At 30.4% G+C, this 23,574-nt stretch carries 24 protein-coding genes; 23 read left to right on the top strand and 1 reads right to left on the bottom strand.

Features of this window, described 5'->3' with window-relative positions:
* The first annotated feature begins 5 nt into the window (after window positions 1-5).
* The 21 genes from recN (at window position 6) to JOD41_RS01920 (ending at window position 19,928) form a co-directional block, all read left to right on the top strand.
* Window positions 6-1,667 carry a DNA repair protein RecN gene (gene recN / locus JOD41_RS02020; protein WP_205051377.1) on the top strand — a complete coding sequence of 554 codons (1,662 nt, stop codon included), beginning with the start codon at window positions 6-8 and terminating at the stop codon, window positions 1,665-1,667.
* Window positions 1,668-2,219, top strand: coding sequence for an NUDIX hydrolase (locus tag JOD41_RS02015; RefSeq protein ID WP_205051376.1), 552 nt, complete (start codon window positions 1,668-1,670; stop codon window positions 2,217-2,219). It abuts the gene before it with no gap.
* Complete coding sequence (locus tag JOD41_RS02010) at window positions 2,212-3,012, top strand: purine-nucleoside phosphorylase (RefSeq protein ID WP_205051375.1); 801 nt, start codon at window positions 2,212-2,214, stop codon at window positions 3,010-3,012. Before JOD41_RS02015 ends, JOD41_RS02010 begins: the two co-directional genes overlap by 8 nt.
* Complete coding sequence (locus JOD41_RS02005; protein WP_205051374.1) at window positions 3,012-4,313, top strand: thymidine phosphorylase; 1,302 nt, start codon at window positions 3,012-3,014, stop codon at window positions 4,311-4,313. The genes JOD41_RS02010 and JOD41_RS02005 overlap by 1 nt, the downstream gene beginning before the upstream one ends.
* Before the next feature lies 1 nt (window position 4,314).
* Window positions 4,315-4,947, top strand: a complete 633-nt coding sequence (locus JOD41_RS02000; RefSeq protein ID WP_205051373.1) for a site-2 protease family protein — start codon at window positions 4,315-4,317, stop codon at window positions 4,945-4,947.
* Window positions 4,926-5,669, top strand: coding sequence for a segregation and condensation protein A (locus JOD41_RS01995; RefSeq protein WP_205051372.1), 744 nt, complete (start codon window positions 4,926-4,928; stop codon window positions 5,667-5,669). The genes JOD41_RS02000 and JOD41_RS01995 overlap by 22 nt, the downstream gene beginning before the upstream one ends.
* Window positions 5,638-6,165 carry an SMC-Scp complex subunit ScpB gene (gene scpB, locus JOD41_RS01990; RefSeq protein WP_205051371.1) on the top strand — a complete coding sequence of 176 codons (528 nt, stop codon included), beginning with the start codon at window positions 5,638-5,640 and terminating at the stop codon, window positions 6,163-6,165. Before JOD41_RS01995 ends, scpB begins: the two co-directional genes overlap by 32 nt.
* Entirely contained in the window at window positions 6,162-6,869 is a 708-nt protein-coding gene (locus tag JOD41_RS01985) for a pseudouridine synthase (protein WP_205051370.1), read from the top strand. The genes scpB and JOD41_RS01985 overlap by 4 nt, the downstream gene beginning before the upstream one ends.
* A complete protein-coding gene (gene mnmM, locus JOD41_RS01980) occupies window positions 6,866-7,420 on the top strand; it encodes a tRNA 5-(aminomethyl)-2-thiouridylate-methyltransferase MnmM (RefSeq protein WP_205051369.1) in 555 nt (184 codons plus the stop codon). The genes JOD41_RS01985 and mnmM overlap by 4 nt, the downstream gene beginning before the upstream one ends.
* Window positions 7,417-8,607, top strand: a complete 1,191-nt coding sequence (locus JOD41_RS01975; RefSeq protein ID WP_205051368.1) for a BaiN/RdsA family NAD(P)/FAD-dependent oxidoreductase — start codon at window positions 7,417-7,419, stop codon at window positions 8,605-8,607. The genes mnmM and JOD41_RS01975 overlap by 4 nt, the downstream gene beginning before the upstream one ends.
* Before the next feature lie 86 nt (window positions 8,608-8,693).
* On the top strand, window positions 8,694-9,314 hold the full coding sequence (gene cmk, locus JOD41_RS01970) for a (d)CMP kinase (RefSeq protein ID WP_205051367.1): 621 nt from the start codon (window positions 8,694-8,696) through the stop codon (window positions 9,312-9,314).
* A 3-nt stretch (window positions 9,315-9,317) separates the two neighbouring features.
* Window positions 9,318-9,908 carry a lysophospholipid acyltransferase family protein gene (locus JOD41_RS01965; protein WP_205051366.1) on the top strand — a complete coding sequence of 197 codons (591 nt, stop codon included), beginning with the start codon at window positions 9,318-9,320 and terminating at the stop codon, window positions 9,906-9,908.
* Entirely contained in the window at window positions 9,893-12,010 is a 2,118-nt protein-coding gene (locus JOD41_RS01960) for a bifunctional 4-hydroxy-3-methylbut-2-enyl diphosphate reductase/30S ribosomal protein S1 (protein ID WP_205051365.1), read from the top strand. The genes JOD41_RS01965 and JOD41_RS01960 overlap by 16 nt, the downstream gene beginning before the upstream one ends.
* Window positions 12,011-12,187: 177 nt before the next feature.
* Complete coding sequence (locus tag JOD41_RS01955) at window positions 12,188-12,748, top strand: DUF5317 domain-containing protein (RefSeq protein WP_205051364.1); 561 nt, start codon at window positions 12,188-12,190, stop codon at window positions 12,746-12,748.
* A gap of 1 nt (window position 12,749) precedes the next feature.
* Complete coding sequence (gene cdaA, locus JOD41_RS01950; RefSeq protein ID WP_205051363.1) at window positions 12,750-13,580, top strand: diadenylate cyclase CdaA; 831 nt, start codon at window positions 12,750-12,752, stop codon at window positions 13,578-13,580.
* Complete coding sequence (locus JOD41_RS01945) at window positions 13,561-14,502, top strand: CdaR family protein (RefSeq protein ID WP_205051362.1); 942 nt, start codon at window positions 13,561-13,563, stop codon at window positions 14,500-14,502. The genes cdaA and JOD41_RS01945 overlap by 20 nt, the downstream gene beginning before the upstream one ends.
* A gap of 22 nt (window positions 14,503-14,524) precedes the next feature.
* Window positions 14,525-15,970, top strand: coding sequence for an IMP dehydrogenase (guaB, locus tag JOD41_RS01940; RefSeq protein ID WP_156702070.1), 1,446 nt, complete (start codon window positions 14,525-14,527; stop codon window positions 15,968-15,970).
* A gap of 81 nt (window positions 15,971-16,051) precedes the next feature.
* Window positions 16,052-16,735: a response regulator transcription factor gene (locus JOD41_RS01935; protein ID WP_205051361.1), complete on the top strand. Its 684-nt coding sequence runs from the start codon at window positions 16,052-16,054 to the stop codon at window positions 16,733-16,735.
* Between the two features lie 13 nt (window positions 16,736-16,748).
* A complete protein-coding gene (locus tag JOD41_RS01930; RefSeq protein WP_205051360.1) occupies window positions 16,749-18,170 on the top strand; it encodes a sensor histidine kinase in 1,422 nt (473 codons plus the stop codon).
* Complete coding sequence (locus JOD41_RS01925) at window positions 18,163-19,584, top strand: hypothetical protein (protein ID WP_205051359.1); 1,422 nt, start codon at window positions 18,163-18,165, stop codon at window positions 19,582-19,584. The genes JOD41_RS01930 and JOD41_RS01925 overlap by 8 nt, the downstream gene beginning before the upstream one ends.
* Before the next feature lie 8 nt (window positions 19,585-19,592).
* Window positions 19,593-19,928, top strand: coding sequence for a cytochrome C biosynthesis protein (locus JOD41_RS01920; RefSeq protein WP_205051358.1), 336 nt, complete (start codon window positions 19,593-19,595; stop codon window positions 19,926-19,928).
* Between the two features lie 110 nt (window positions 19,929-20,038).
* Here JOD41_RS01920 and JOD41_RS01915 read toward each other — a convergent pair whose 3' ends face one another.
* Entirely contained in the window at window positions 20,039-20,680 is a 642-nt protein-coding gene (locus tag JOD41_RS01915; protein ID WP_205051357.1) for a ComEA family DNA-binding protein, read from the bottom strand.
* 146 nt (window positions 20,681-20,826) lie between these two features.
* Here JOD41_RS01915 and fusA point away from each other — a divergent pair, with 146 nt between their 5' ends.
* Entirely contained in the window at window positions 20,827-22,887 is a 2,061-nt protein-coding gene (fusA, locus tag JOD41_RS01910; protein WP_205051356.1) for an elongation factor G, read from the top strand.
* Window positions 22,888-23,115: 228 nt separating this feature from the next.
* Window positions 23,116-23,568 carry a CtsR family transcriptional regulator gene (locus JOD41_RS01905; protein ID WP_205051355.1) on the top strand — a complete coding sequence of 151 codons (453 nt, stop codon included), beginning with the start codon at window positions 23,116-23,118 and terminating at the stop codon, window positions 23,566-23,568.
* The last annotated feature ends 6 nt before the right edge of the window (window positions 23,569-23,574 follow it).

Here is a 23,574-nt window from a genome sequence, read left to right as displayed (position 1 = left end):
GAAGTATGCTTTTAGAGTTAAATATCGAAAATTTTGCAATAATTGAAAATATGAAAATTGAGTTTGAAAGTGGTTTAAATGTTTTAACTGGAGAAACTGGTTCAGGTAAGTCAATTATTATAGATTCACTAGGTCTCGTCCTTGGTCAAAGAGTAAATAAGGATATTATAAAAAAGGGAAAAGACAGAGCTTATATAGAAGCTGTTTTTTCCTCCTATGATGATGAAACTAAAGAGCTTTTATCTCAATATGGAATTGATTCAGGAGATTTAATTGTAATTTCTAAGGAAATAAGGGACAAGGGTCCATCTATTACAAGAGTTAACAATAGGACCATTACATCACAAATACTTTCAAAAATTTCCACTCATCTAATTGATATTTTTGCTCAACATGAGTCTATTTCACTTATGGATAACAAAAATCAACTTAAATTAATTGACGATTTTTCTGGAAAGGATCAAAGGGATTTACTTTTTAAATTAAAAAATCTTGTTCAAGAGATAAATTCTTTAAAAGATGAATATCAAGAAAAAACTTTACTTGAAAAAAATAAAGATAGAGAAATGGATCTTTTGACCTATCAAATAAAGGAAATAGAAGATGCTAACTTATCCGATTACGATGATGATGAGCTTTATAATGATTTTAATGTCCTAAATAACATGACAGACACTCTAATAAAATTATCTCAGGCAAAATCACTTATTAATGATGGCTACGAAAGTGTTTCTGCTGAAGATATTATAGATAAGATAATTGAAAATATTGTAGATGTTACAAAGTATAATAAGGACTTAAAATCTACAGAAGAAGAACTTGAAGACATTAGATATAGATTATCTGACATTGCAAAAAAATTAGATAGATTCATTAATTCTAGTGAAGTTGACGAGGAAAAACTTCAGTACCTAAAAGAGAGAATTGACCTTGTAAATAATTTAAAATTAAAATACGGAAATAACATTAAAAAGATAAATTCTTTTTATGAAGAAATAAATGGAAGACTTTTATTCTTACAAAACTTCGAGGAAAATTTAAATAAACTTTTAAATAAAATAAAAAATTTGGAAGAAGAAGCCTTAAAAGTTGCTGGAAAAATTAGCTACAATAGAAAAAAAACAGCAGAAGTTTTAGAGAAAAAAGTAGAAGAAGAAATTAACAAGTTAAATATTAAAGATGCAAAATTTAAAATTGACCTAGTAAATAAGGAGCTTTCCTTTGATGGAATTGACAAAATAGAATTTTTGATTGCACCAAACTTAGGTCAAGATTTGATGCCTATGGCTAAGGTTGCATCTGGTGGTGAAATGAGTAGAATTATGCTTGGATTTAAGAGTATTATTGCTGAAAAAGACAACATTCCTACTCTTGTTTTTGATGAAATAGACACTGGAATAAGTGGAAAAACTGCACAAATTGTTGGCAACAAGATAAAAGAACTTGCAGGAGATAGACAAGTTATAGTAATTTCTCACTTGCCACAAATCGTTGCATTGGCAGACACGCATTTTGCAATAAAGAAAGATGTTGTAAATAACAGCACAATTTCTACAATTGACAAATTAAATTATGATGAGAGAGTGGAAGAAGTTGCAAGATTAATTGGCGGAATGAATGTAAGTGAAGTTGCAATAGAAACTGCAAAGGAAATGATTGGTGATTAAATGGCAAATTCAAATAATGAAGAGAGAACAATGAAATCCACAAAGATTTTTGACGGCAAAGTCTTACAGCTTAGAGTGGATACTGTTGAGATGGAAGGTCAAAAATACACTAAAAGAGAAATTGTTGAAAGACAGCCTGCTGTTGGCATAGTTGCTTTAACTGAAGATGATGAAATCATATTGATAAAACAATACAGAAAGGCAATTGACAAGGAAATTTATGAAATTCCAGCAGGAATGGTGGACTTTGGTGAAGAGCCACAAAAGGCTGCTCTTCGTGAATTAAAAGAAGAAACTGGCTATGATGCAGAAAAATCAGAATATCTTTTAGAAACTTATTCATCTCCAGGTTTTACAAATGAAAAATTATTTATTTTCCACGCAGAAGGACTTACTGCAGGGAATCAAAATCTTGACGAGTTTGAACACCTAAGTGTAGAAAAACTAAAATTCGACGAAGCTTTAAAATTAGTTAATCTTGGCGAAATAACTGATTCAAAATCTGTGGCAGGTATTTTATATTACAATACTTTCAGGAGGAAAAATGTATAAGACTATTAAATATATAAGAGAAAAAATAAATTTTGAGCCAGAAATAGGAATTGTTCTTGGCTCAGGACTTGGCGACTTTGCAGATTCAATTGAAGAAAAAGTTGAAATAGCTTATAAAGACATTCCTGGATTTCCTGTATCCACAGTAAAAGGTCACGATGGCAAGTTAATTTTTGGAAAAATAAATTCAAAAAATGTCTGCTTAATGAAGGGAAGAATTCATTTTTATGAAGGCTATGAAATGTCTGATGTTGTCTACCCAATAAAAGTTCTTGTAAATTTAGGAGTAAAGACTTTAATTCTAACTAATGCTGCAGGCGGAGTAAATAAAGATTTTAATCCAGCAGATCTTATGATAATAACTGATCATATAAATTTAATGGGAAAAAATCCATTAATTGGACCTAATGATGACGAAGTAGGACCAAGATTTCCTGATATGACTGACCTTTATACACCTGAACTTGTTGAACTTGCTGAAAATTCTGCAAAAAAACTTGGCATTAATATAAGAAAAGGCGTGTATATGTATTTTACTGGACCAAGTTATGAAACAGCTGCTGAAGTTAGAATGGCTAGAATATTAGGTGCAGATGCTGTTGGAATGAGCACAGTTCCTGAAGCAATTGTGGCAAGACATAGAGGACTTAAAATTCTTGGAATTTCGACTATTACAAACATGAGTACAGGAATTCTTGATACTCCACTTGATCACGCAGAAGTTGTAGAAGTTGGTAAAAATGTTGCAGACAAATTTACAAAACTTTTAAAAGATATTGTTGAGGAGATTTGATGAATTTTTTAGATATTATTCAAAAGAAAAAAGAAAATAAAATCTTATCTGAAGAAGAAATAAAATATTTTATTGAAAATTATGTTAAGGGAGAAATTCCAGACTATCAAGTTTCAGCATTTTTAATGGCAGTTTATTTTAACAAGTTAAATTTAGATGAAACTTATTATCTCACAAAGGCAATGATAGATTCTGGCGATCGCGTTGATTTATCAGAGGTGCCAGGTTCTAAAGTTGACAAACACTCCACTGGTGGTGTTGGAGACACAGTAACTCTTGTCCTAGGACCACTACTTGCTTCAGTTGGTCTAGTTTTTGCCAAAATGAGCGGCAGAGGACTTGGTCACACTGGAGGAACACTTGATAAGCTTGAAGCAATTCCTGGATTTAACATAAATATTGGTGGCAAAGAATTTGTTGAAATTTTAAAAAAATCAAATATAGCAGTAATTGGTCAAACGGAAAATATTGTTCCTGCAGATAAACTTCTTTATGCCCTAAGAGATGCAACAGCAACAGTTGATAATGTAAGCTTAATTGCATCATCAATTCTTTCCAAAAAAATTGCTCTTGGAACTGACGCCCTAGTTTTAGATGTAAAAGTTGGAAATGGTGCCTTTATGAAGGATGTGCCATCAGCTATTGAACTTTCAAAACTCATGGTAAATCTTGGTAAAAAATTTGGCAGAAATACTAAGGCAATTATAACAAGTATGAATGAACCTCTAGGCGACGCCATAGGAAATAGCATAGAAGTTATTGAAGCTATAAATATTTTAAAGGGCAAAAAATCTGGCCATTTAAAAGATATTGCACTTAGAATTGGATCTAAGCTAATGATTATGGAAGGTATTTCTAAAAATGAAGAGGAAGCTATAAAAGTTCTTGAAGAAAAAATTTCTGATGGATCTGCAATAGAAAAGTTTAAAGAAATGGTAGAACTTCAAGCTGGGGATTCATCTTATATTGATGACACAGATAAATTTAAAAAGTCATCAATAATAAAAGACATAGTATCAGAAGAAACAGGCTTCGTAAAATCCATTGAGGCAATTGAAATTGGAATTGCATCAAGAGATCTTGGAGCAGGTAGACACAAAAAAAGCGATGTTCTCGATTTAAATGCTGGAATTTATCTTCACAAAAAAGTTGGCGACTATGTAGAAAAAGGCGAAAAAATCGCTACAATTTACACTGAGAAAGAAAATGAAGTAGAAGCTGCAATTGAGAGAATTAAAAAGGCCTATGATTTTTCTGAAAAAAAAGAAACTTATAAATTAATTATAGAAGAGATTGATTAATATGAATAATATAGATATAGCATCTATTGCAATAAATATTATTGCACTTATGATTGCCATAATTCCACATGAGATAGCTCACGGCTATGTAGCTTATCTTTGTGGCGACACAACTGCAAAAGACGACGGAAGACTTAGTTTAAACCCACTTAATCACATTGACCCTGTGGGTTTAATTTCTATGATTATATTTAGATTTGGCTGGGCAAAAGCTGTGCCAATTAATCCCTATAGATTTAAGGGCAATAGAAAAGTGGCATCACTTTTAGTTTCACTTGCAGGAGTTTTTACTAATTTTGTATTGGGTTTTGTTGCAGGCATTATTTTAGTTTACTTAAATTATAAGTCATCTTTTTTAGTTCCACTTTTCACATCAATTTTTTGGTACAATATTATGCTTGGCGTATTTAACCTTGTGCCACTTCCACCACTTGATGGTTCAAAGGTATTGGCGACACTTTTGCCAGAAAATTTAGAATACAAATTTTATAAGTATGAAAAATATTTTTATTTTGTTCTTGTGATTATGATTTTTTCTGGTCTTGTAGATAAATTTATTGCGCCAATTATTGAAAATATTTTAAGTGGAATTATTTACTTAGGAATTAATTTATGGAATATAATATTGTTTTAAAAACTTATGAAGGTCCAATGGATCTTCTTTTAGATTTAATAAAAGAAAATGAAATAGATATTTACGACATTCCAATTTTTAAAATTACAGAAGAATTTTTAAAATACATTGAAAATATGAAGAAGTTAAACCTAACTCTAACATCAGACTTTATTTTAATGGCATCTACTCTTTTAGAAATAAAATCAAAAATGCTTCTTCCAAAGAAAGAGGTTCTAGAAGATGAAGAAGTGGAAGAAGATCCAAGACTTGATCTTGTTGAAAGTCTTTTAGAGTATAAAAAATATAAAGAGGCTTCAGAAATTTTAAAAATTCAAGAGGAATATGAATCAAAATCTTTCTATAAGCTAAGAACAGAAATATTTTCTATGAGTGAAATGGATTTTTTAAAGGAATCCAATGTAGAAAAACTTTCCTTGGCCTTTTACAATATTTTGAAAAACTACAAGGATAAGGAAGTAATTGGAATTGAGAGAGAATATTTTAAAGTTGAAGATGCATCAAGAAAGATAAAACAAGCTTTAAAGAAAAATAAGAAGATTAAATTTAGTCAGCTTTTAGAAGATATTGTCTATAAAGTTGACGTAATAACATATTTTTTGGGAATGCTTGAACTTATTAAGAACGAATATATTATTGCAAGGCAAAGCGACAATTTTGCAGATATTTTAATTGAAGAAAGAGAATACCATGGACAAGAACAAACTCAAATCAATAATTGAATCAATACTTTTTATTTGGGGAGATCCTATAAGTTTAGAGGACCTTGCAAGTTCACTTGAACTTAGAAAGGACTACGCAAGGGAAATTCTCATGGAAATGAAGGAAAATTATAAAAATGAAACTTCGGGTCTTAGACTTAGAGAAGTTGATGGCAAATTTCAGCTTGGAACTAAGCAAGATAATGAACCTTATTTAAAAAATTTGATTAAAGAAAAAAATGAGAAAAACCTTTCAAAGCCTGCCCTTGAAACTCTATCGATTATTGCCTACAAGCAACCAGTTACAAAGGTTGAAGTAGAGGAATTAAGAGGAGTAAATTGTGATAGCACAATAAAAGGTCTTCTTGATTTTAATTTAATAGAAATTTCTGGCAAGCTTGATAGAATTGGCCATCCAAATTTATACAGCACAACTGATAAATTTTTGCAGAAGTTTGGCATGAAAAATTTGGAAGACTTGCCCGATTTAAAAGAATTGGAGGAGGAATCTAATTGAGATTACAAAAATACATGGCGCACTGTGGAGCTGCATCCAGAAGAAAATGCGAAGAATATATTAAAGAAGGACTTGTTAAGGTCAATGACAAAATTGTTACAGAACTTGGCACAAAAGTTGATCCAAATGTTGATAGAGTTTACCTAAATGGAAAAAGGCTTACTCTTGAAAATAAAAAAATTTATATGATTTTAAATAAGCCTATTGGAGTTGTCACAAGTGCTAATGATGAAAAGGATAGGCAAACTGTAACAGACCTTGTGCCAGATGATTATAGAGTTTATCCTGTGGGAAGACTTGATATTGACACAACAGGCCTTGTGCTTCTTACAAATGATGGCGAGCTTGCAAATATTTTAATGCACCCAAGATATAAAATTGGCAAAAAATATATTGTAACTGTGGAAGGAACACCTAATGCCCATGAACTTTCCCTATTAAGATCAGGACTTGATATTAGAGATTTAAAAACATCTCCTGCAAATGTTAAAATTTTAAAAAACTTTAAGCAAGATTCTATTTTAGAAATAGAAATTTTTGAGGGACAAAATCATCAAGTGAAGAGGATGTTTGATTACATTGGTCACAGTGTAAAAAAATTAAAGAGAATTTCTATGGGTAAAATTGAGCTGTTAAATCTTGAAGTTGGAAACTACAGATACTTAAATGAAAATGAAATAAAATATTTGAAGGGACTAAAATGATTGTAAAGGAAAAATATTATGAGATAGTGGATGAAATTCTATCTCATAATTTTTTAGGTAAAATTGCTGTGGATGCCACTGTTGGAAAGGGAAAGGACACTTTAAAACTCTTAAAAGCAGTGGGAGATGAGGGCTTCGTCTATGGTTTTGACCTGCAAAAGGAAGCTCTTGATGCTGCAAATAAATTATTAAAGGATTATAAAAATTATAAATTATTTTTAGAAAGCCACGAAAACCTTGATAAATTAGAAAAATTTGACTTAGTAATTTATAATCTTGGCTATCTCCCTGGTTCTGATAAAAAAATTACAACTCTAAAGGATTCAACTATTAATTCTCTTAAAAAAGCCACTGAAAAAATTATAGAAGGCGGAATAATTATTGTCGTGTCTTACTTAGGTCATGAGAATTCCTTTGAAGAAAGGGAGGGTCTTGATGAATTTTTAAAAAATCTCGACCAAAAGATCTTTAAAGTTGAAAAGAGAGAATTTTACAATCAGAAAAATAATCCACCTATAGTGTATTTAATTGAAAAGAAGGTAGAAAAATGAAAATTGCAATAATTGGAGGAGGACCTGCTGGGATGATGTGTGCCATTAAGGCAGCAGAAAATCACCAGATTACTATCTTTGAAAAGAATGAAAAATTAGGAAAAAAATTATTTATTACTGGCAAGGGAAGATGCAACTTAACAAATTATTGTGATGAGAGAGAATTTTTGAAAAACATGGTAAATAATTCTAATTTTATGTACTCATCAATTTATTCTTTTTCGCCCTTCACAACTTACTATTACTTTGAAGAGCTTGGTCTTCCCCTTAAAGTTGAGAGAGGAAATAGAGTTTTTCCTCTTAGTGATAAGTCCTCTGATGTCATAAAAGCTTATGAAAAAAAATTAAAAGATCTTGGTGTAAAAGTTCACTTAAATTTTGAAATAAAATCCATAGAAAAAGTTGGAGAGGAATTTATTTTAAATGGAAGAGAAAAATTTGATAAAGTTGTAATTGCCACTGGAGGTATTTCTTACAAACTAACAGGTTCAACAGGAGATGGCTATAAATTTGCGAAAAACTTTGGACATAAGATCATAAACCAAGTGCCAGGTCTTATTGGAATAAATTTAAAAAACAATTTTTCTCTTGCAGGACTAACTTTAAAAAATGTTGAATTAAAAGTTATTAAAGATAAAAAAATAATTTCTAATGAATTTGGAGAAATGCTTTTTACTCACAGAGGTATTAGTGGTCCAATTGTCCTTACTACTTCAAGTAAAATAAATAGATTAAAAGATTTTGAAATGTTTTTAGATTTAAAGCCAGCCCTTGAGCCTGAAAAACTTGATGCTAGAATTTTAAGAGACTTTTCTGAAAATCAGAATAAAAATATAGAAAATGTAATGAAATCACTTTTGCCCAAGGATTTAATTTCTTATGTACTTTATAGTGCAGGTATAAGTGGTGATGAAAAAGTAAATCAAATTACAAAGATTGAGAGAGAAAATTTAGTTAAAACTATAAAAAATTTTGAGCTAAAATTTGACAGCTTAGATGATATTGATAGGGCCATAGTAACAAGTGGCGGCATTGATGTAAAAGACATAGACCCAAAGACTATGGAGTCAAAAAAAGTTTCTGGACTTTATTTTATTGGCGAAGTCCTAGACCTTGATGGACTTACTGGTGGATTTAACATTCAAATAGCAAACTCAACTGGATATTCTTGTGGAATTAATTTGTAAAGTCTATTCCTTTACTTATTTTTGAAAATAAAATATAATGAGATTAATCACTACTATGGATTGTAGTGATTTTTTTGGAGGTAAAAATGAAAATTGCAATAGATGGACCGGCAGGCTCTGGCAAAAGTTCCATAGCAAAGGATCTTGCAAAGAGACTTAATATTTTATATGTAGACACAGGTGCAATGTATCGTGCCATAACTTTAAAGCTATTAAAAACAGATGAAAGTGATTTTGAAAAAGTTTTAAAAGAAACAAAAATAAATTTTGATGGCGATAAAATATTTTTAGATGGAAAAGACGTGTCTGAAAAAATTAGAGAAAATGAAATTTCTAATAAAACTTCTGAATTTTCTAAGAAAAAAATTATTAGAGATTATTTAGTTAAGATGCAAAGAGAAATTGCCAAAGATAGAGATGTTGTTATGGAGGGAAGAGATATAGGCTCAGTAGTTTTAAAAGATGCTGAATATAAATTTTTCCTTACAGCAGATGTAGAGACCCGTGCCATGAGAAGATACAAGCAAATTGATGATGATAGTTTGAGTTTTAATGAAATTCTTGAAGATTTAAAAATAAGAGATTATAACGATTCTCATAGAGAAAACTCTCCCCTAATAAAGACTGATGATGCCATATTAATTGACAGCACAGACCTAAATGCTGAAGAAACTATAGAAAAAATTATTTCATATATTAAAAGGTGATTTATGTTTTACAAATTTATACAGACAGTAGTTGGTTTTTTTGTAAAAATTATTTATAGAGTTGAAGTTTTTGGACTAGAAAATATTCCAGAGGATAATAAAAGACTAATAATTTGCGGAAATCACAAGAGCAACCTAGATCCTGTGACAATTTCTGCAATTTTTCCAAGACAAATTTTTTGGATGGCAAAAAAAGAACTTTTTAAAAATAAATTAGTAGGCGGTTTTTTAGATAGACTTGGCGCTTTTCCCGTTGACAGAGAAAAAAATGACTTAAAGGCAATAAAAACGGCTTTAAAAATTTTGAAAAATGAAGATGTCCTTGGGATTTTTCCTGAGGGAACTAGAGTCAGTGAAATTGACTACAGGAGAATAAAATCAGGTGTTGCACTTATTGCACAAAAAACCGATTCAGAAGTCCTTCCTGTTTTTATAGAAGGCGATTATAAGGTTTTTAGAAAATTGAAAGTTTATTTTAGAAAACCTGTAAAAATTAATAAAGAAATAAAATATTCTAATGAAGAGTTAGAAAATATTTCTCAAGATATTATGAGAATAGTTTATGGTGATAAAATTAAATGGAAATTATTGTAGCAGATGTTAATGGATTTTGTGGCGGAGTAAAAAGAGCTGTGAAAATGGCTTTTGACAATGCTAAAGAGGGGGTCTATTCCTACGGCGACTTAGTTCACAACGAAATTGTTGTTAAAGACCTTGAAGATAAGGGTGTTAAAAAAATTGATGACACTGATGTATATGATTCTAAGGTGATTATAAGAAGTCACGGAGTCCACAAAAAAATTTTAGATAAATTAGAAGAAAATAATAATGAAATAATAAATTGCGTCTGTCCTAAAGTTGAAAAAATTTATAATATAGTAGAAAATTTTTATAAAAAAGGTTATAATATAGTAATTGTGGGGAATTATAATCATCCCGAAGTGATAGGGATAAATTCTCACTGCAATGACTCTGCAACTGTGATTTCTGATTTGGAAGATATAAAAATTCCAGATGGAAAAATTGTAGTAGTATCACAAACTACAAATAATGTAGAATTTTTTGAAAAAGCAATAAATATTATAAAAGATATTTCAAAAGATGAAGTTTTAGTTTATAATACTATATGTAATGCAACTTTCAAGAGACAAGAAAGTATTAGGAGTTTATCAAAAAAAGTTGACGCCGTTCTTGTATTCGGCGGAAAAAAATCTTCTAATACAAAAAAACTTGCAGAGATTGCAAAATTAAATTGTAAAAATGTATTTTTAATTCAATCTATTAAAGATATTGATTTAAATATATTTAAAAAATTTAATAAAATTGGTATTACCGCCGGAGCATCCACACCGGAATCGGTAATCAAGGAGGCTGTTTGTAGGATGGAAAATTTTGACAAAGGTGAGATGATGGAAGCCATTGATAATTCTTTCAAAAGAATTAGAAAGGGCGAAGTAGTAACTGGAGAAGTTTTATATATAACTGATTCAGAAGTAATGGTTAATCTTGGATACAGATCAGATGGTATCATTTCTAAAGATGAACTTGCAGGAGGACCAGATGTTAATCCTCAAGATCTTTATGAACAAGGTCAAGAAATTGACGTATACGTTCTAAAGATGGATGATGGAGATGGCAATGTTGTTCTTTCAACAAAAAGAGTTGCTGATATGAAAATTTGGGATGAAGTTGAAGAACTTTATAACAACAAAGAAAATATAACAGTAACTGTAAAGAACCAAGTAAAAGGCGGACTAACTGCAGATTACAGAGGATTAAATGTATTTATACCAGCATCTCATGTTTCTGTTAGATTCCAAAAAGATTTAAGCAAATTTATTGGAGAAGAATTCGAAGTTGAAATTATCGATTTTGATAAGAGAAAGAAGAGAATTGTTGCTTCAAGAAAAAATGTACTTCAAGAAGAATTAGATAAAGTTCGTGATGAAGTATATGATAAGCTTAAAGAAGGAGACGTTATTGAAGGAACTGTACAAAGATTAACTAACTTTGGTGCTTTCGTTGATGTTGGAGGAGTTGATGGACTTATCCATATCTCTGAACTTTCATGGAACAGAGTAAAACACCCTTCAGATGTTGTATCACCTGGAGATGTAGTTAAAGTACAAGTTCTAACTGTTGATAAAGAAAAGAACAGAATTGCACTTGGACTAAAACAAACTATGGAAAAACCATGGGATGTATTTACAAATGAAGTTAAAGTTGGCGATGTAGTTAAGGGTAAAGTTGTTAACCTTCTTGACTTTGGTGCTTTCGTAAGACTTGAACAAGGCGTTGATGGACTTCTTCATGTATCTCAAATTTCAAGAGAACATGTTGAAAAACCACAAGATAAACTTTCTATTGGTGAAGAAGTTACAGTTAAAGTAACTGATATTGATGAAGAAAACCAAAAGATTTCTCTTTCTATTAAGGCTCTAATTGAACCTGAAGAAAAAGAAGAAACTGAAGAAGCTAAACCAAGAGAAAGAAAACCTAGAAGAGAAAGAAAACCAGCTCCAAAGAGAGAAAAGAAGATTGAAGAACCAAAACAAGATGACTTCAATATGACTATTGGAGAAATGCTAGGACTTAACTTCGCTGATGCAGAATTAGATTCTGATATAATTGAAGACGGAAAAGAAATTTCAGAAGCTCCAGAAAAAGAAGAATCTGAAGAATCAACTGAAGAATAATTAATAAAATTAGAGAGACTCAGGTCTCTCTTTTTTTGTTGCAAAAAAAATATATTTCGCCTTTTAAAGGATAAATCTAGAATTTTATTTGTGCTATAATAATTAATTATAAAAGAAAAATTTTTTGAATTTATGTCAATGTAAATTATTTGTGTTATTATAAATTATGGTGAGGAAATGATTTTAGAAGCAGTAATTTTATCAGCTCTTGTTTTATTTTTTATTAGAGATAAAGATTTAAACAATTTAATAAATTTTAAATTTAAAATGATTTCTCTTGCTTTTTTTGGCATATTTTTAATGATTTTTATAAATTTTGTAACTGCTCATTATTTTAGAAGTCTTACAGATTTTTTTGTAAAGTATTTTACAGTTTTTCACATTATTTCAATTTTAGCTATAGGGATTTCTTTTCTAGCAAATTATAAAAATTATGGACTGCTTTTATGTGGTATAGGAACTTTTTTAAATGCCATCCCAGTGATTTTTAACGGCAAGATGCCCGTCAGTGCCTCAGCCCTGATGAAGATAGATAATGAGAGAATAATTAAATTAATATACATGGGTGGAAGTTCAAGTCACGGAGTTTTTGAAAGTCCTAAATTTTATTTTTTGTCAGATATCATTCCACTACATAGGTTAATTGGAAATTCAAAGGTAATTAGCGTGGGAGACATTTTCATCTCTCTTGGCTTATTTCTTGCAATAATTTTAATTTCAAGGAAAAGAGGTGCTTAATTTGGGAAATTTAAATAATCTACTCAATGTAATAAATTTAAGAGACCTTGTGGATATTTTAATAGTCACAATGTTAATTTACTATATTTTGAAATTAATTAGAAATACTAGAGCAGAGCAAGTTTTCAAGGGAATTCTTTTAATTTTATTATTTATAAAAATTTCACAGTTCTTCCAACTTTACACTGTAAATTGGATTTTCACAAGATTTATAAATGATGGTATTGTCGCAATAATTGTTTTATTTCAACCGGAAATTAGAAGAGGTCTTCAATATTTAGGTTTAACTTCAAGTATTAAAAATAATTTTAGTCAAAATAAGGAAGCTGTTCCAGAAACTGTTGAAGAAATTATTTCGGCTGTAGCTTCTCTTGCAAGACAAAAGATTGGCGCCCTTATTATTATTGAAAAAGAAGTTGGCTTAACAGAAGTTATTGAAACTGGTACAGAGATTAACGGTCTTGTCAGCAGTGGTCTACTTATAAATATTTTTATACCTAATACACCTCTTCACGATGGGGCAGTTATTATAAAGGGTTCAAAGGTAAAGGCAGCAGCCTGCTTTTTGCCACTTTCTGACAATCAAAAAATTTCTAAGGAACTTGGAACTAGACATAGGGCAGGAATTGGAATTTCTGAAAAGTCAGACTGTCTAAGCATTATGGTTTCTGAAGAAAATGGAACTATTTCAACTGCAGAAAATGGTCTTATCTCAAGATATTTAGATATTGAGACTCTTGAAGCAAAACTTCTTGAGATTTACAGTCCTGAATATAGGGCGAGAACTATTTTCGCAAAGCGTGGTGATAAAGATGAAAAAGATAAGTTTTAAAAATGACAAAAGTTTAATGATAAAAATCATGTCTCTTGTTTTTGCTATTATCTTGTGGTCCTATGTAAAGGGAGAGGCAAATTTTATAACTTCAGCAAATTTTAAAAATATTGAAGTTACTTATGATGGTCTTAATAATTTAAAAGATAAAAATTTGACGATTATATCACCAAAGGAGTCAAAGGTAGATGTAAAACTTCAGGGATATAATTCTTATATGAGAAATGTTACAAAAGATGGGATAGTTGCTAAAGTTGATGTAAGTAAACTTGGTGAAGGAGAGCATTCTGTTCCTGTAAATGTTTCTTATATTGATCTTGGCATTTCTGTTGTAAATACATCACCAAGAAGGATACCCTTTAAAATAGATAAAATTTTAGAAGAAAAACACAGAGTTAGCGTAGTTACAAAAAACAAACCTCAAAAAGGTTTATCTGTTGGAGAAATTGACAAAACTCTTGATGTTGTAGTTAAGGGACCAAGTACTTATATAAATAAAATCAATAAAGTGGAAGCCCAAATTGATGTAACGGATATAAGTGAAACTACAAGTGTGGATGCTGAAATTTTTGCCTATGACGATTCGGGAAAAATTATAAAGGAAGTTACTGTAACGCCTCTTACTGTAAAAGTTGATGTACCTATTTTAAAGAGTAAGACAGTTCCTATTAAATTAGTTTATAATGAAAATACAACAAAAAATATTGTAATAAATGACTTTTCAATTGAGCCAGCTTCTGTTACAATTAGAGGAAATTCTGATGTAATTGATTCTATTGATTTTATAGAAACTAAACCTATTAATTTTAACAACATTAAGATAGGTGAAAATGTAGTTAGATTGAATTTGCCAGATAAGGTTACACTAGTTGACGAAAATATTAATTATAAATTGAAGGAAAAAGTTAAGGAAGTAGAGTAATTTTTAATAATCAGGAGGGAATATGGAATTTTTTGGAGAAGGATTAACATTTGATGATATTTTACTTGTGCCAGCAAAATCAGAAATTTTGCCTAACGAAGTTGATTTATCTACTAATTTGACAGAAAAAATAAAATTAAACATACCACTTATGTCTGCAGGTATGGACACTGTTACTGAACACAGAATGTCAATTGCCATGGCAAGAGAAGGTGGAATTGGTATTATTCATAAGAATATGTCAATTGAAGAACAAGCCCTTGAAGTTGATAGAGTTAAGAGATCTGAACATGGAGTAATTACTGATCCATTTTCACTTACTAAGGACCATTCTATTAAAGATGCTTCTGAGCTTATGGAAAGATATAGAATAAGCGGTGTTCCAGTTGTAACTGAAAAGGGAATATTAGAAGGAATTATAACTAACAGAGACATAAGATTTGAAACTGATTTATCTAAGAGAATTAGTGAGGTAATGACTTCTGAAAAATTAATAACAGGTGCTCCTGATATTACTCTTGATGAAGCTTTAAAAGTTTTGAAGAAATACAAAATAGAAAAACTTCCTCTTGTAGATAAGGATAATGTCCTAAAAGGACTTATAACAATCAAGGATATTGAAAAACATGAACAATATCCAAATTCTGCAAGAGATAAATCTGGAAGATTAATAACAGGTGCTGCAGTTGGAGCAACTAAGGATGTTCTTGATAGAATTGAAGCCCTTGTAAAGGCTAAGGCTGATGTATTCGTAATTGATACTGCACATGGTCAATCTAAAAATGTTTTAAATACTATAAAAAATATTAAGGATGCCTTCCCAGACATTCAACTTATAGCAGGTAATGTTGCAACTTATGAAGGAACTGAAGATTTAATCAAAGCTGGTGCCGACTGTGTTAAGATTGGTATTGGACCTGGTTCAATTTGTACTACAAGAGTTGTAACTGGTATTGGTGTTCCACAAATCACTGCCATTATGGAAGCTTATAGGGCTGCAAAAAAATATGGCGTGCCAATTATTGCTGACGGTGGTATTAAATTCTCAGGAGATGTTGCAAAGGCACTTGCTGCTGGTGGAAATGTTGTTATGATGGGTTCACTTTTTGCAGGAACTGACGAATCACCAGGAGAAGAAATTTTTGTTGAAGGTAGAAGATTTAAAGCCTATAGAGGTATGGGATCACTTGGAGCTATGAGTGCAGGCTCATCTGATAGATATTTCCAAAGTGGAACTACTAAATATGTTCCTGAAGGAGTTGAAGGTAGAGTCCCATATAAGGGACTTGTAGGAGACATTGTCTTCCAACTTGTTGGTGGTGTAAAATCTGCCATGGGTTATCTTGGAGCAAAGGATTTAGAAACTCTAAGAGCCACAGCTAAGTATGTAAAAATTACTCAAGCTTCACTTACAGAATCTCACCCACACAATATTACTATTACTAGAGAAGCTCCTAACTACTATTAATTATTAAAAATTTATTAATAAATCCACTTCAATTGAATTTGGAGTGGATTTTATTTATAATTAGCATTGAGAGGTGATATTTTGAAAACTAAGGTATTGCTTGTTGAAGATGAAGAATCAATAAGAAAATTTGTAAAAATAAATTTGGAAAGAGAAGGATACATAATTTTTGAAGCTGGAAGTGGCGAAGATGGAATTGAAATCGCAAGAAGGGAAAAACCAGATATTGTTGTACTAGATATAATGCTACCTGGAATTGATGGCTTTGAAGTTTGTAAAACTCTAAGAGGAGAGTTTCCAAGCCTAGGAATTATTATGCTAACTGCAAAGGCAGAGGATTATGACAAAATAATGGGTCTACAATATGGTACTGACGATTATCTTACAAAACCCTTTAATCCAACAGAACTAACTTTAAGAATAAAATCTATTGAAAGAAGACTTGAACCTGAAGAAGTTAAAGATAGTAATTTAATAATCGATCTACCCTTTAAAATAGATTCTTATTCAAGAAAGTTTTATAAAGATGATGTTGAGCTTGAGCTTACACCTACTGAATATCAAATTATAAAAATATTTATGACAAGTCCAGGTAAGGCCATGACAAGAGATGAAATATTAAGACTTGTTTGGGGTGATGACTTTTTAGGCGATTCAAAAATTGTTGATGTTAATATTAGGAGGCTTAGGTCAAAAATTGAGACTAATCCTGCTAAGCCAAAGTACATTGAAACAGTTTGGGGAACAGGATACAGATGGAAATAAGAGGTGTCTGTAATTGAAAAATAAAATTGGAAAAAGATTAGTTAGAAGTTTTCTAATAGTTATTTTAATTACAATTTCAATTATAGATATATTTTTGCTTTCTGTTTTTAGCTTCTATTATTATAATAACATCTCCAAAGAATTGATTTCAAGAATGGAACTTTCTCTTGAAATTTATAAGAGAGATTATTCAGATAAGGCAATTGAAGATTTAATATATGAAGATAGCGATATTTTTCTATCAAATACTAATGCAGAGGTTCAAATTTTAAATAATAATGGGGAAGTATTGTTAGATTCTATAGGAAAGCTTTCTACCAATTCAATTGAGACTTCAGACTTTTTAGCAGCAGAAAAGGGAGAAATAAAAACTTGGCGTGGTGAAGATGTAGAAACTGGAGAGAAAATTATGTCTGTAACTGGAGCCATAATAAACAATAATGGAGAAAATATTGGCTATTTAAGATTTATTTCATCAATGGAAGATGCAAATAAGGCGATATTAAAAACAGGAATTTCTCTTCTTATATTCACACTTTTTGTTGCCTTAGTTACAACTATGGTTTCACTATTTATTTCAAGATCAATTGTAAAGCCAATACTTGAGCTTACAGAAGTTGCTAAGACAATGTTAAAGGGAAACTATGAAGAAAAGGCAAAAGTCTATGAAGATGACGAAATAGGAGAACTAGCGAAGACTTTAAATGCCATGAGCGATGAAATTATAAATAAGGATAGAATTAAAAATGACTTTATTTCTTCAATTTCTCATGAACTTAGAACTCCGCTTACATCAATAAAGGGCTGGGCAGTTGTACTAAAGGATGCAAAGGATGACGAAAAAGAACTTGTTGAAGATGGTTTAAATATTATAGAAAATGAAGCCGATAGACTTGCAAAAATGGTTGAAGAACTTTTGGATTTTTCAAGATATATTTCTGGAAGAATTACCTTGGATAAGGATTTATTTGATATGACGCAAACTTGCATCGATGTTTCAAAACAAATGAGGCCTCGTGCCAAGTCAAATAATATTGAATTTATAACGGAATTTCCAGAGGAATCAATACTTTTATATGCCGATGAAAATAGAATTAAGCAGCTTCTTATAAATTTACTTGATAATGCAATTAAATTTACATCTGACAAGGGTTGGGTTAAATTTCAAATGGCAAGGGAAGATAATTTTCTACACCTAATGATATCTGACAATGGAATGGGAATGACAAAGGAAGAAATTGCCCATGTAAAGGAAAAATTTTATAAGGGCAAACATTCTAAGAGTCATAGCGGAATTGGTTTATCAATAAGTGATGAGATTACAAAACTTCACAATGGTAATTTGGAAATTTTCTCAGAAGAAAAGATTGGAACTACAGTAAAGGTAACTCTTCCAATTGAGATACCAAAGGAAGTAGGTGATAAAATTGATTAAAAAATTATTTCTAATAATTTCATTGATTTTTTTAACTGCATGCTCCTTTTTGTCATCTGCTGGCACTAATATTGAAAGACCAGTCATGGGACAATCTCCAATTTATGGTAAATGGGCAATTACAAAATTTATCTACAATAAAAAAATAAACCAAGATAATTTTTTATTTAAGGATATTATTGGAGAGAACTTATATTTTTCGAATGATCAGGTTGTTTTGGCAGATGATTATATAAAAGATGCAGAGTATAAGATAAAGTATGTTAAATTATCTGAATATCTTTATCAAAAATTTAATTTAGATTATAAAAGTCTTGGAATAGAAGATTCAGATGTTTATACAACTTATATATTTGATTCAAAATCAAGCAGAAGTATTTATTATGAAGTCATAAAGACAAGTGAAAATACAGCCCTATTATTTGACAATGGGGTAATACTTGAGATGAAACTTATAGACGACAAAATTAATAATGATGACTTAAATAATTTAATTATTGCTAAGAAAGATGAAGTTCTTGCAAGGGGTAATCTCTTTGATTACAATGGTGATAAGGGTTTTTTAATTGCTTTTAAAACTAAAAGTGATTCAAATATGCCTACATGGAATTATAAAACTCTTTACATTAAGTTTTCTGATTCAAAGCTAGAAAATGTATATGAGATGAATAATATTATTATTCCGAGAAATGATAATTTTTCTGAAATAAGTGTTCAAAAAGAATCTAAGGGAGAAGAGACCACAGATAAAGTAATTTTAAAGGATTATAAAAATTCAAAAATTATAAAAGATGATGGGGACTTAATGAAGACCGAAGATTTAAAAGAAAATAATACTTTAAAGACTATCGATTTTGTTACAAATAATTATATAAATGTGGAAAGTTTAGATAGAGAGTCTAATAAGACAAGTCTTAGAATTTATAAATTAGATGATTTAGATAGCAAAAACCCTTTAAGTTATAAGGAATTTTTAAATGAAAAAAACTTAGAAGCTGAAGGAAAAAATATTGAAACCTTAAAAAAAGATCCATACAATATAGGTATTTATAGGGACAATGGTTTTTGGAAACTAAAGGGAAGAGTGGACTTAGAAGATAATAAGTTTTCTGATTTTGATTTAAACTTAGTTCTTCCTTATGATGTAAATAAGTACAACGAAATAAATATACCAATGTCTCACATTAAGAATTTTAAATCTAGCATTAAGGACGGTTTTGTATCTCCTGACAATAAATTTTTAATAACATTGGAAAATAATTATCTAAGAATATATAATATAGAGGATAATAAAATTAATCCTAGTGCAATTTTTGAAAGAGAAATAGGTAATGAAGCGTCTACAATTATGACAGAGTGGGCAACTGGACGCTATTCAAATATTTGGCAACAAGAACTGTCATCTAATAAATGAGGTGTAAAATGAATAAAATAATGGAATTGGTTATGGAAAATTCAACTTATTTGCTTCTAACTTTTGGGGCGATATTAATTGGAGTAGTCCTTACCTTTATAGTTAACTTTGCAGCAAAAGATTTAAAATTTATAAAATATTTGCCAGGTCTTGCCCTAGTATTTATTGGAATTATTTCACTTTTTATGGTGATAAATAAACTTTTTGACCCAAGTAGTTTAGATAATCTTATTATTTTTGTAATAGGAGTATCATCTGGTTTGGTTTCACTTATTTTTGCCCTTATTATTGGCATTTCAAGTTCAGGAAAGAATCGTTACAAGAGAAATCCTAGAAAGAGATAAAATTTTATAAAAATAAAAAGCTCAAGATTAGAGGTTAGCCTTTTTTCTTGAGCTTTTTTTAGTTTTAATAAATTTTTAATCTTAAATTTAATTTTTTATTTAATTTTAATTTAATAAGTTGAAATGTAATCCTTCATGGATTCAAATTTTTTGTCGCCAATGCCATCTACATTTTTAATATCTTCAATTGACGAAAAAGAATTTTGTGAGCGATAATTTATTATTTTTTCTGCTGTTTTTGCTCCAACTCCAGGAATTTTTTGAAGCTCAGTAGAATCGGCTGTATTTATATTTATTTTTCCAGCATTACTATTTTCTCCACTTGAAACAAGGCTAGAAATTTCATTATTACTAATTTCGCCAATTTTTGGAATGTAAATTTTTTCTTCGTCGTGAAGTTTTGCAGCAAGATTAATCCTATCAAGATCTGCATCATCTGTGGCTCCACCAGCCATTTCTAAAGCGTCCACAACTCTTTTTGATGAATTTATTTTTAAAATCCCAGGATTTTTTACTGCTCCAGAAATATGTACCATTATATCTTTATTTTCATCAGTTGATTCTATTTCTAATTTTTCTAAATCTTTTTTGTCAAATTCCTTTTCTTCATGACTTGAAGTTTTTATGTCAAGAAGAGCCTTTGTTTCATTAGGAAATTTGTGGGAATCATAATATTGATATCCAATTATTAAGCACAAAAAAATTATCACTATGTAAGGAATATTATCTTTTTTAAAAAATTTAGAATCCATTATATCACTCATTCATTTATAAAAATATATTTTCAAAACTTTATTACCCTAAATAGATATTTTTACACAGTTTTCAAATGGCAAAATCTATGTTATAATTTATTCATCGAAACGATTTCAAAAAATTTACATAACAGGAGGAAAGTATGAAAGTTTATACAACAGATAAGGTAAGAAATCTTGCTCTCGTAGGACATTCTGGCTCCGGAAAGACAAACCTAACAGAGGCTATGTTATTCCAAAGTGGAGCTACACAAAAACTTGGAAATGTTTCTAGCAAGAATACAGTTTCCGACTTCTCAAAAGAAGAAAAGGATAGAGGAACATCCATAGGAACATCAATTATTCCTATTGAATGGAGAAATTATAAAGTAAATGTTATAGATACTCCGGGCTATCTTGACTTTGTTGGAGAAGCTCATGGTGCTCTAAGAGCAAGTGAAGCTGCAATAATGGTTATTGATGCAACTAAGGGTATTGAAGTAGGCACAGAAAGAACTTGGAAATACACAGAAAAAATTGGACTTCCAAGAATTATTTTTATAAATAAAATTGACGGAGAAAATGTAAACTTTAGAAAATTAATGGATGAACTTGAAGCTTCCTTTGGTAAAAAAGTTATTCCTTTCTCAGTGCCAATTGGCGAAGGAGAACACTTTGTCGGAGTTACAGATGTTATTTTCCAAAAGGGATACAAATATGTAAACTCTGCACCACAAGAAACTGAACTAAATCACGACCAAGTTAAGGCAACTGAAAGAATGTATGAAGAAATTGCAGAAGTTGTTGCTGGTTCTGATGAAGTTTTAATGGAAAAATATTTCTCTGGAGAAAAATTCACTAGAGAAGATCTTTTAAGAGGAGTTACAACAGCACTTCTTGAAGGTGACGCTGTTCCACTACTTGTAGGAAGTGGTGAAAAGGGAATTGGAATTGACATTTTACTAAACACAATTGTAAATTATATGCCAGCACCTGATGATGATCGTGCAAATCAAGGCTTTAGATATAAAGATGGAGAAGAAAGAAAAGTTTCTTCAAAGGATCCTTTTGCTGCAGTTGTTTTTAAGACAATTTCTGATCCATTCCTTGGAAAAATTTCTATTTTCAAGGTTATATCAGGCACAATTAATAAAAATACTTCTCTATACAATGTAAATGCTGAAGAAAGTGAAAAACTTGGTGGGCTTTACATTATGAGAGGTAAAGAACAAATTGATATAGAAGAAATTCACGCAGGAGATATTGGAGCAACTACAAAACTTGCGAAGACAGTAACAGGAGATACTCTTTGTGATAAAGATCATATAGTTGAATATAAAAAATTAAAATATTCTACACCAGTTCTATATTATGCAATAGAACCAAAGACTAAGGGAGACGAAGAAAAACTTTCTCAATCTCTAAAGAAAATTAAGGACGAAGATCCAACATTTACTATCGAAAGAAATCCTGAAACTAAACAAATGACTATAGGTGGTCAAGGAAAAGTTCAACTTGATGTAATTTTAGACAAACTAAAGAATACTTATGGCGTTGAAGTAAATATTGTTCCATTTATAGTTCCTTATAGAGAAACAATTAGAAAGACTGCCAGCGTTCAAGGTAAACACAAGAAACAATCTGGTGGAGCAGGACAATATGGTGATGTTTGGATTAGATTTGAACCATCTGACAAGGACTTTGAATTTGATGAAGAAGTATTTGGTGGTGCAGTTCCTAAGAATTATTTCCCTGCAGTTGAAAAGGGAATTATTGAATCCAAAGAAAAGGGAGTCCTTGCAGGCTATCCTGTAACAAACTTTAAGGCTGTCCTATATGATGGATCTTACCATGATGTTGACTCCAATGAAATGAGTTTCAAACTTGCAGCTAACCTTGCTTTCAAGAAGGGAATGCAAGAGGCAAGTCCAGTTCTTCTTGAACCAATAATGAAAGTTGAAGTTACAATTCCAGAAGAATATCTTGGAGATGTAATGGGCGATATGAATAAGAGACGTGGAAGAATTCTTGGTATGGACCAACAAAATGATGGCACACAAATTTTAATTGCAGAAGCACCACAAGCTGAGCTCTTCTCTTATCTAATTGATTTAAGATCAATAACTCAAGGTAGAGGAACATTCAGCATGGAATTTGTGAGATACGAAGAAGTTCCACAAAATATTGCAGAAAAAATTATTGAAGAAAGAAATGCAGAAAAATAAAATAAATTTTAATTGGGTTGAGCATGTTTAAGTGCCCAACCTTTTTTTGTCTTAAAATTTAGGAAATATTTATAAGAACCTTATGTATTTATTTAAAATAATTCTATTATAAAAATTTATAATAGCTATTAGCTTTACAAAATAAATATTTTATATTAAACTAGAAATAGTAAAAGATAGTCAGATTTTTATAATTTAAAAGACAAAGATAGTCAAAGGAAGTGTATTATGGCAAAGCTTTCTAACTCCATTGAAGATTTTTTAAATGAACTTATTTTTGAATCTGGTGGAGCTCTTGAGATACAAAGATCAAAAATTTCAGACCACTTTAACTGTGCGCCTTCGCAAATTAATTATGTCTTGACCACTAGATTTACGCCCTTTAAGGGCTACTATGTCGAGTCAAGGCGAGGCGGCGGAGGCTACATTAGGATAGTAAAGGTTAAATTTGAAGATGATGAAGATACAATTGATACTTTTTTAAGTTTTATAGGAGATTCTATTACAAAAAATAATTCTGATGAACTTTTGAAGGAACTTTTAAGACTTAAGAAAGTGACTGAAAGGGAGATGGAACTCATGAAAGTTGCTCTCTCAGACAGGGCTCTTAGTGAGTGTGATAATAAAAATGAAATTAGAGCAGATTTGTTAAAAAATATGCTCCTAGTTATTTTTAGTTAGGAGGGA

The sequence above is a fragment of the Peptoniphilus gorbachii genome, from assembly GCF_016908115.1.
GTDB classification, from domain to species: Bacteria; Bacillota; Clostridia; order Tissierellales; family Peptoniphilaceae; genus Peptoniphilus_A; species Peptoniphilus_A gorbachii.
This window is presented reverse-complemented; position numbering and strand designations above follow the sequence as displayed.

Coding starts and splice junctions, on each gene's coding strand:
- recN (WP_205051377.1), top strand. CDS start 6: ATGCTTTTAGAGTTAAATATCGAAAATTTTGCAATAATTGAAAATATG.
- JOD41_RS02015 (WP_205051376.1), top strand. CDS start 1,668: ATGGCAAATTCAAATAATGAAGAGAGAACAATGAAATCCACAAAGATT.
- JOD41_RS02010 (WP_205051375.1), top strand. CDS start 2,212: ATGTATAAGACTATTAAATATATAAGAGAAAAAATAAATTTTGAGCCA.
- JOD41_RS02005 (WP_205051374.1), top strand. CDS start 3,012: ATGAATTTTTTAGATATTATTCAAAAGAAAAAAGAAAATAAAATCTTA.
- JOD41_RS02000 (WP_205051373.1), top strand. CDS start 4,315: ATGAATAATATAGATATAGCATCTATTGCAATAAATATTATTGCACTT.
- JOD41_RS01995 (WP_205051372.1), top strand. CDS start 4,926: ATGGAATATAATATTGTTTTAAAAACTTATGAAGGTCCAATGGATCTT.
- scpB (WP_205051371.1), top strand. CDS start 5,638: ATGGACAAGAACAAACTCAAATCAATAATTGAATCAATACTTTTTATT.
- mnmM (WP_205051369.1), top strand. CDS start 6,866: ATGATTGTAAAGGAAAAATATTATGAGATAGTGGATGAAATTCTATCT.
- JOD41_RS01975 (WP_205051368.1), top strand. CDS start 7,417: ATGAAAATTGCAATAATTGGAGGAGGACCTGCTGGGATGATGTGTGCC.
- cmk (WP_205051367.1), top strand. CDS start 8,694: ATGAAAATTGCAATAGATGGACCGGCAGGCTCTGGCAAAAGTTCCATA.
- JOD41_RS01965 (WP_205051366.1), top strand. CDS start 9,318: ATGTTTTACAAATTTATACAGACAGTAGTTGGTTTTTTTGTAAAAATT.
- JOD41_RS01960 (WP_205051365.1), top strand. CDS start 9,893: ATGGAAATTATTGTAGCAGATGTTAATGGATTTTGTGGCGGAGTAAAA.
- JOD41_RS01955 (WP_205051364.1), top strand. CDS start 12,188: ATGATTTTAGAAGCAGTAATTTTATCAGCTCTTGTTTTATTTTTTATT.
- JOD41_RS01945 (WP_205051362.1), top strand. CDS start 13,561: ATGAAAAAGATAAGTTTTAAAAATGACAAAAGTTTAATGATAAAAATC.
- guaB (WP_156702070.1), top strand. CDS start 14,525: ATGGAATTTTTTGGAGAAGGATTAACATTTGATGATATTTTACTTGTG.
- JOD41_RS01920 (WP_205051358.1), top strand. CDS start 19,593: ATGAATAAAATAATGGAATTGGTTATGGAAAATTCAACTTATTTGCTT.
- JOD41_RS01915 (WP_205051357.1), bottom strand. CDS start 20,680: ATGGATTCTAAATTTTTTAAAAAAGATAATATTCCTTACATAGTGATA.
- fusA (WP_205051356.1), top strand. CDS start 20,827: ATGAAAGTTTATACAACAGATAAGGTAAGAAATCTTGCTCTCGTAGGA.
- JOD41_RS01905 (WP_205051355.1), top strand. CDS start 23,116: ATGGCAAAGCTTTCTAACTCCATTGAAGATTTTTTAAATGAACTTATT.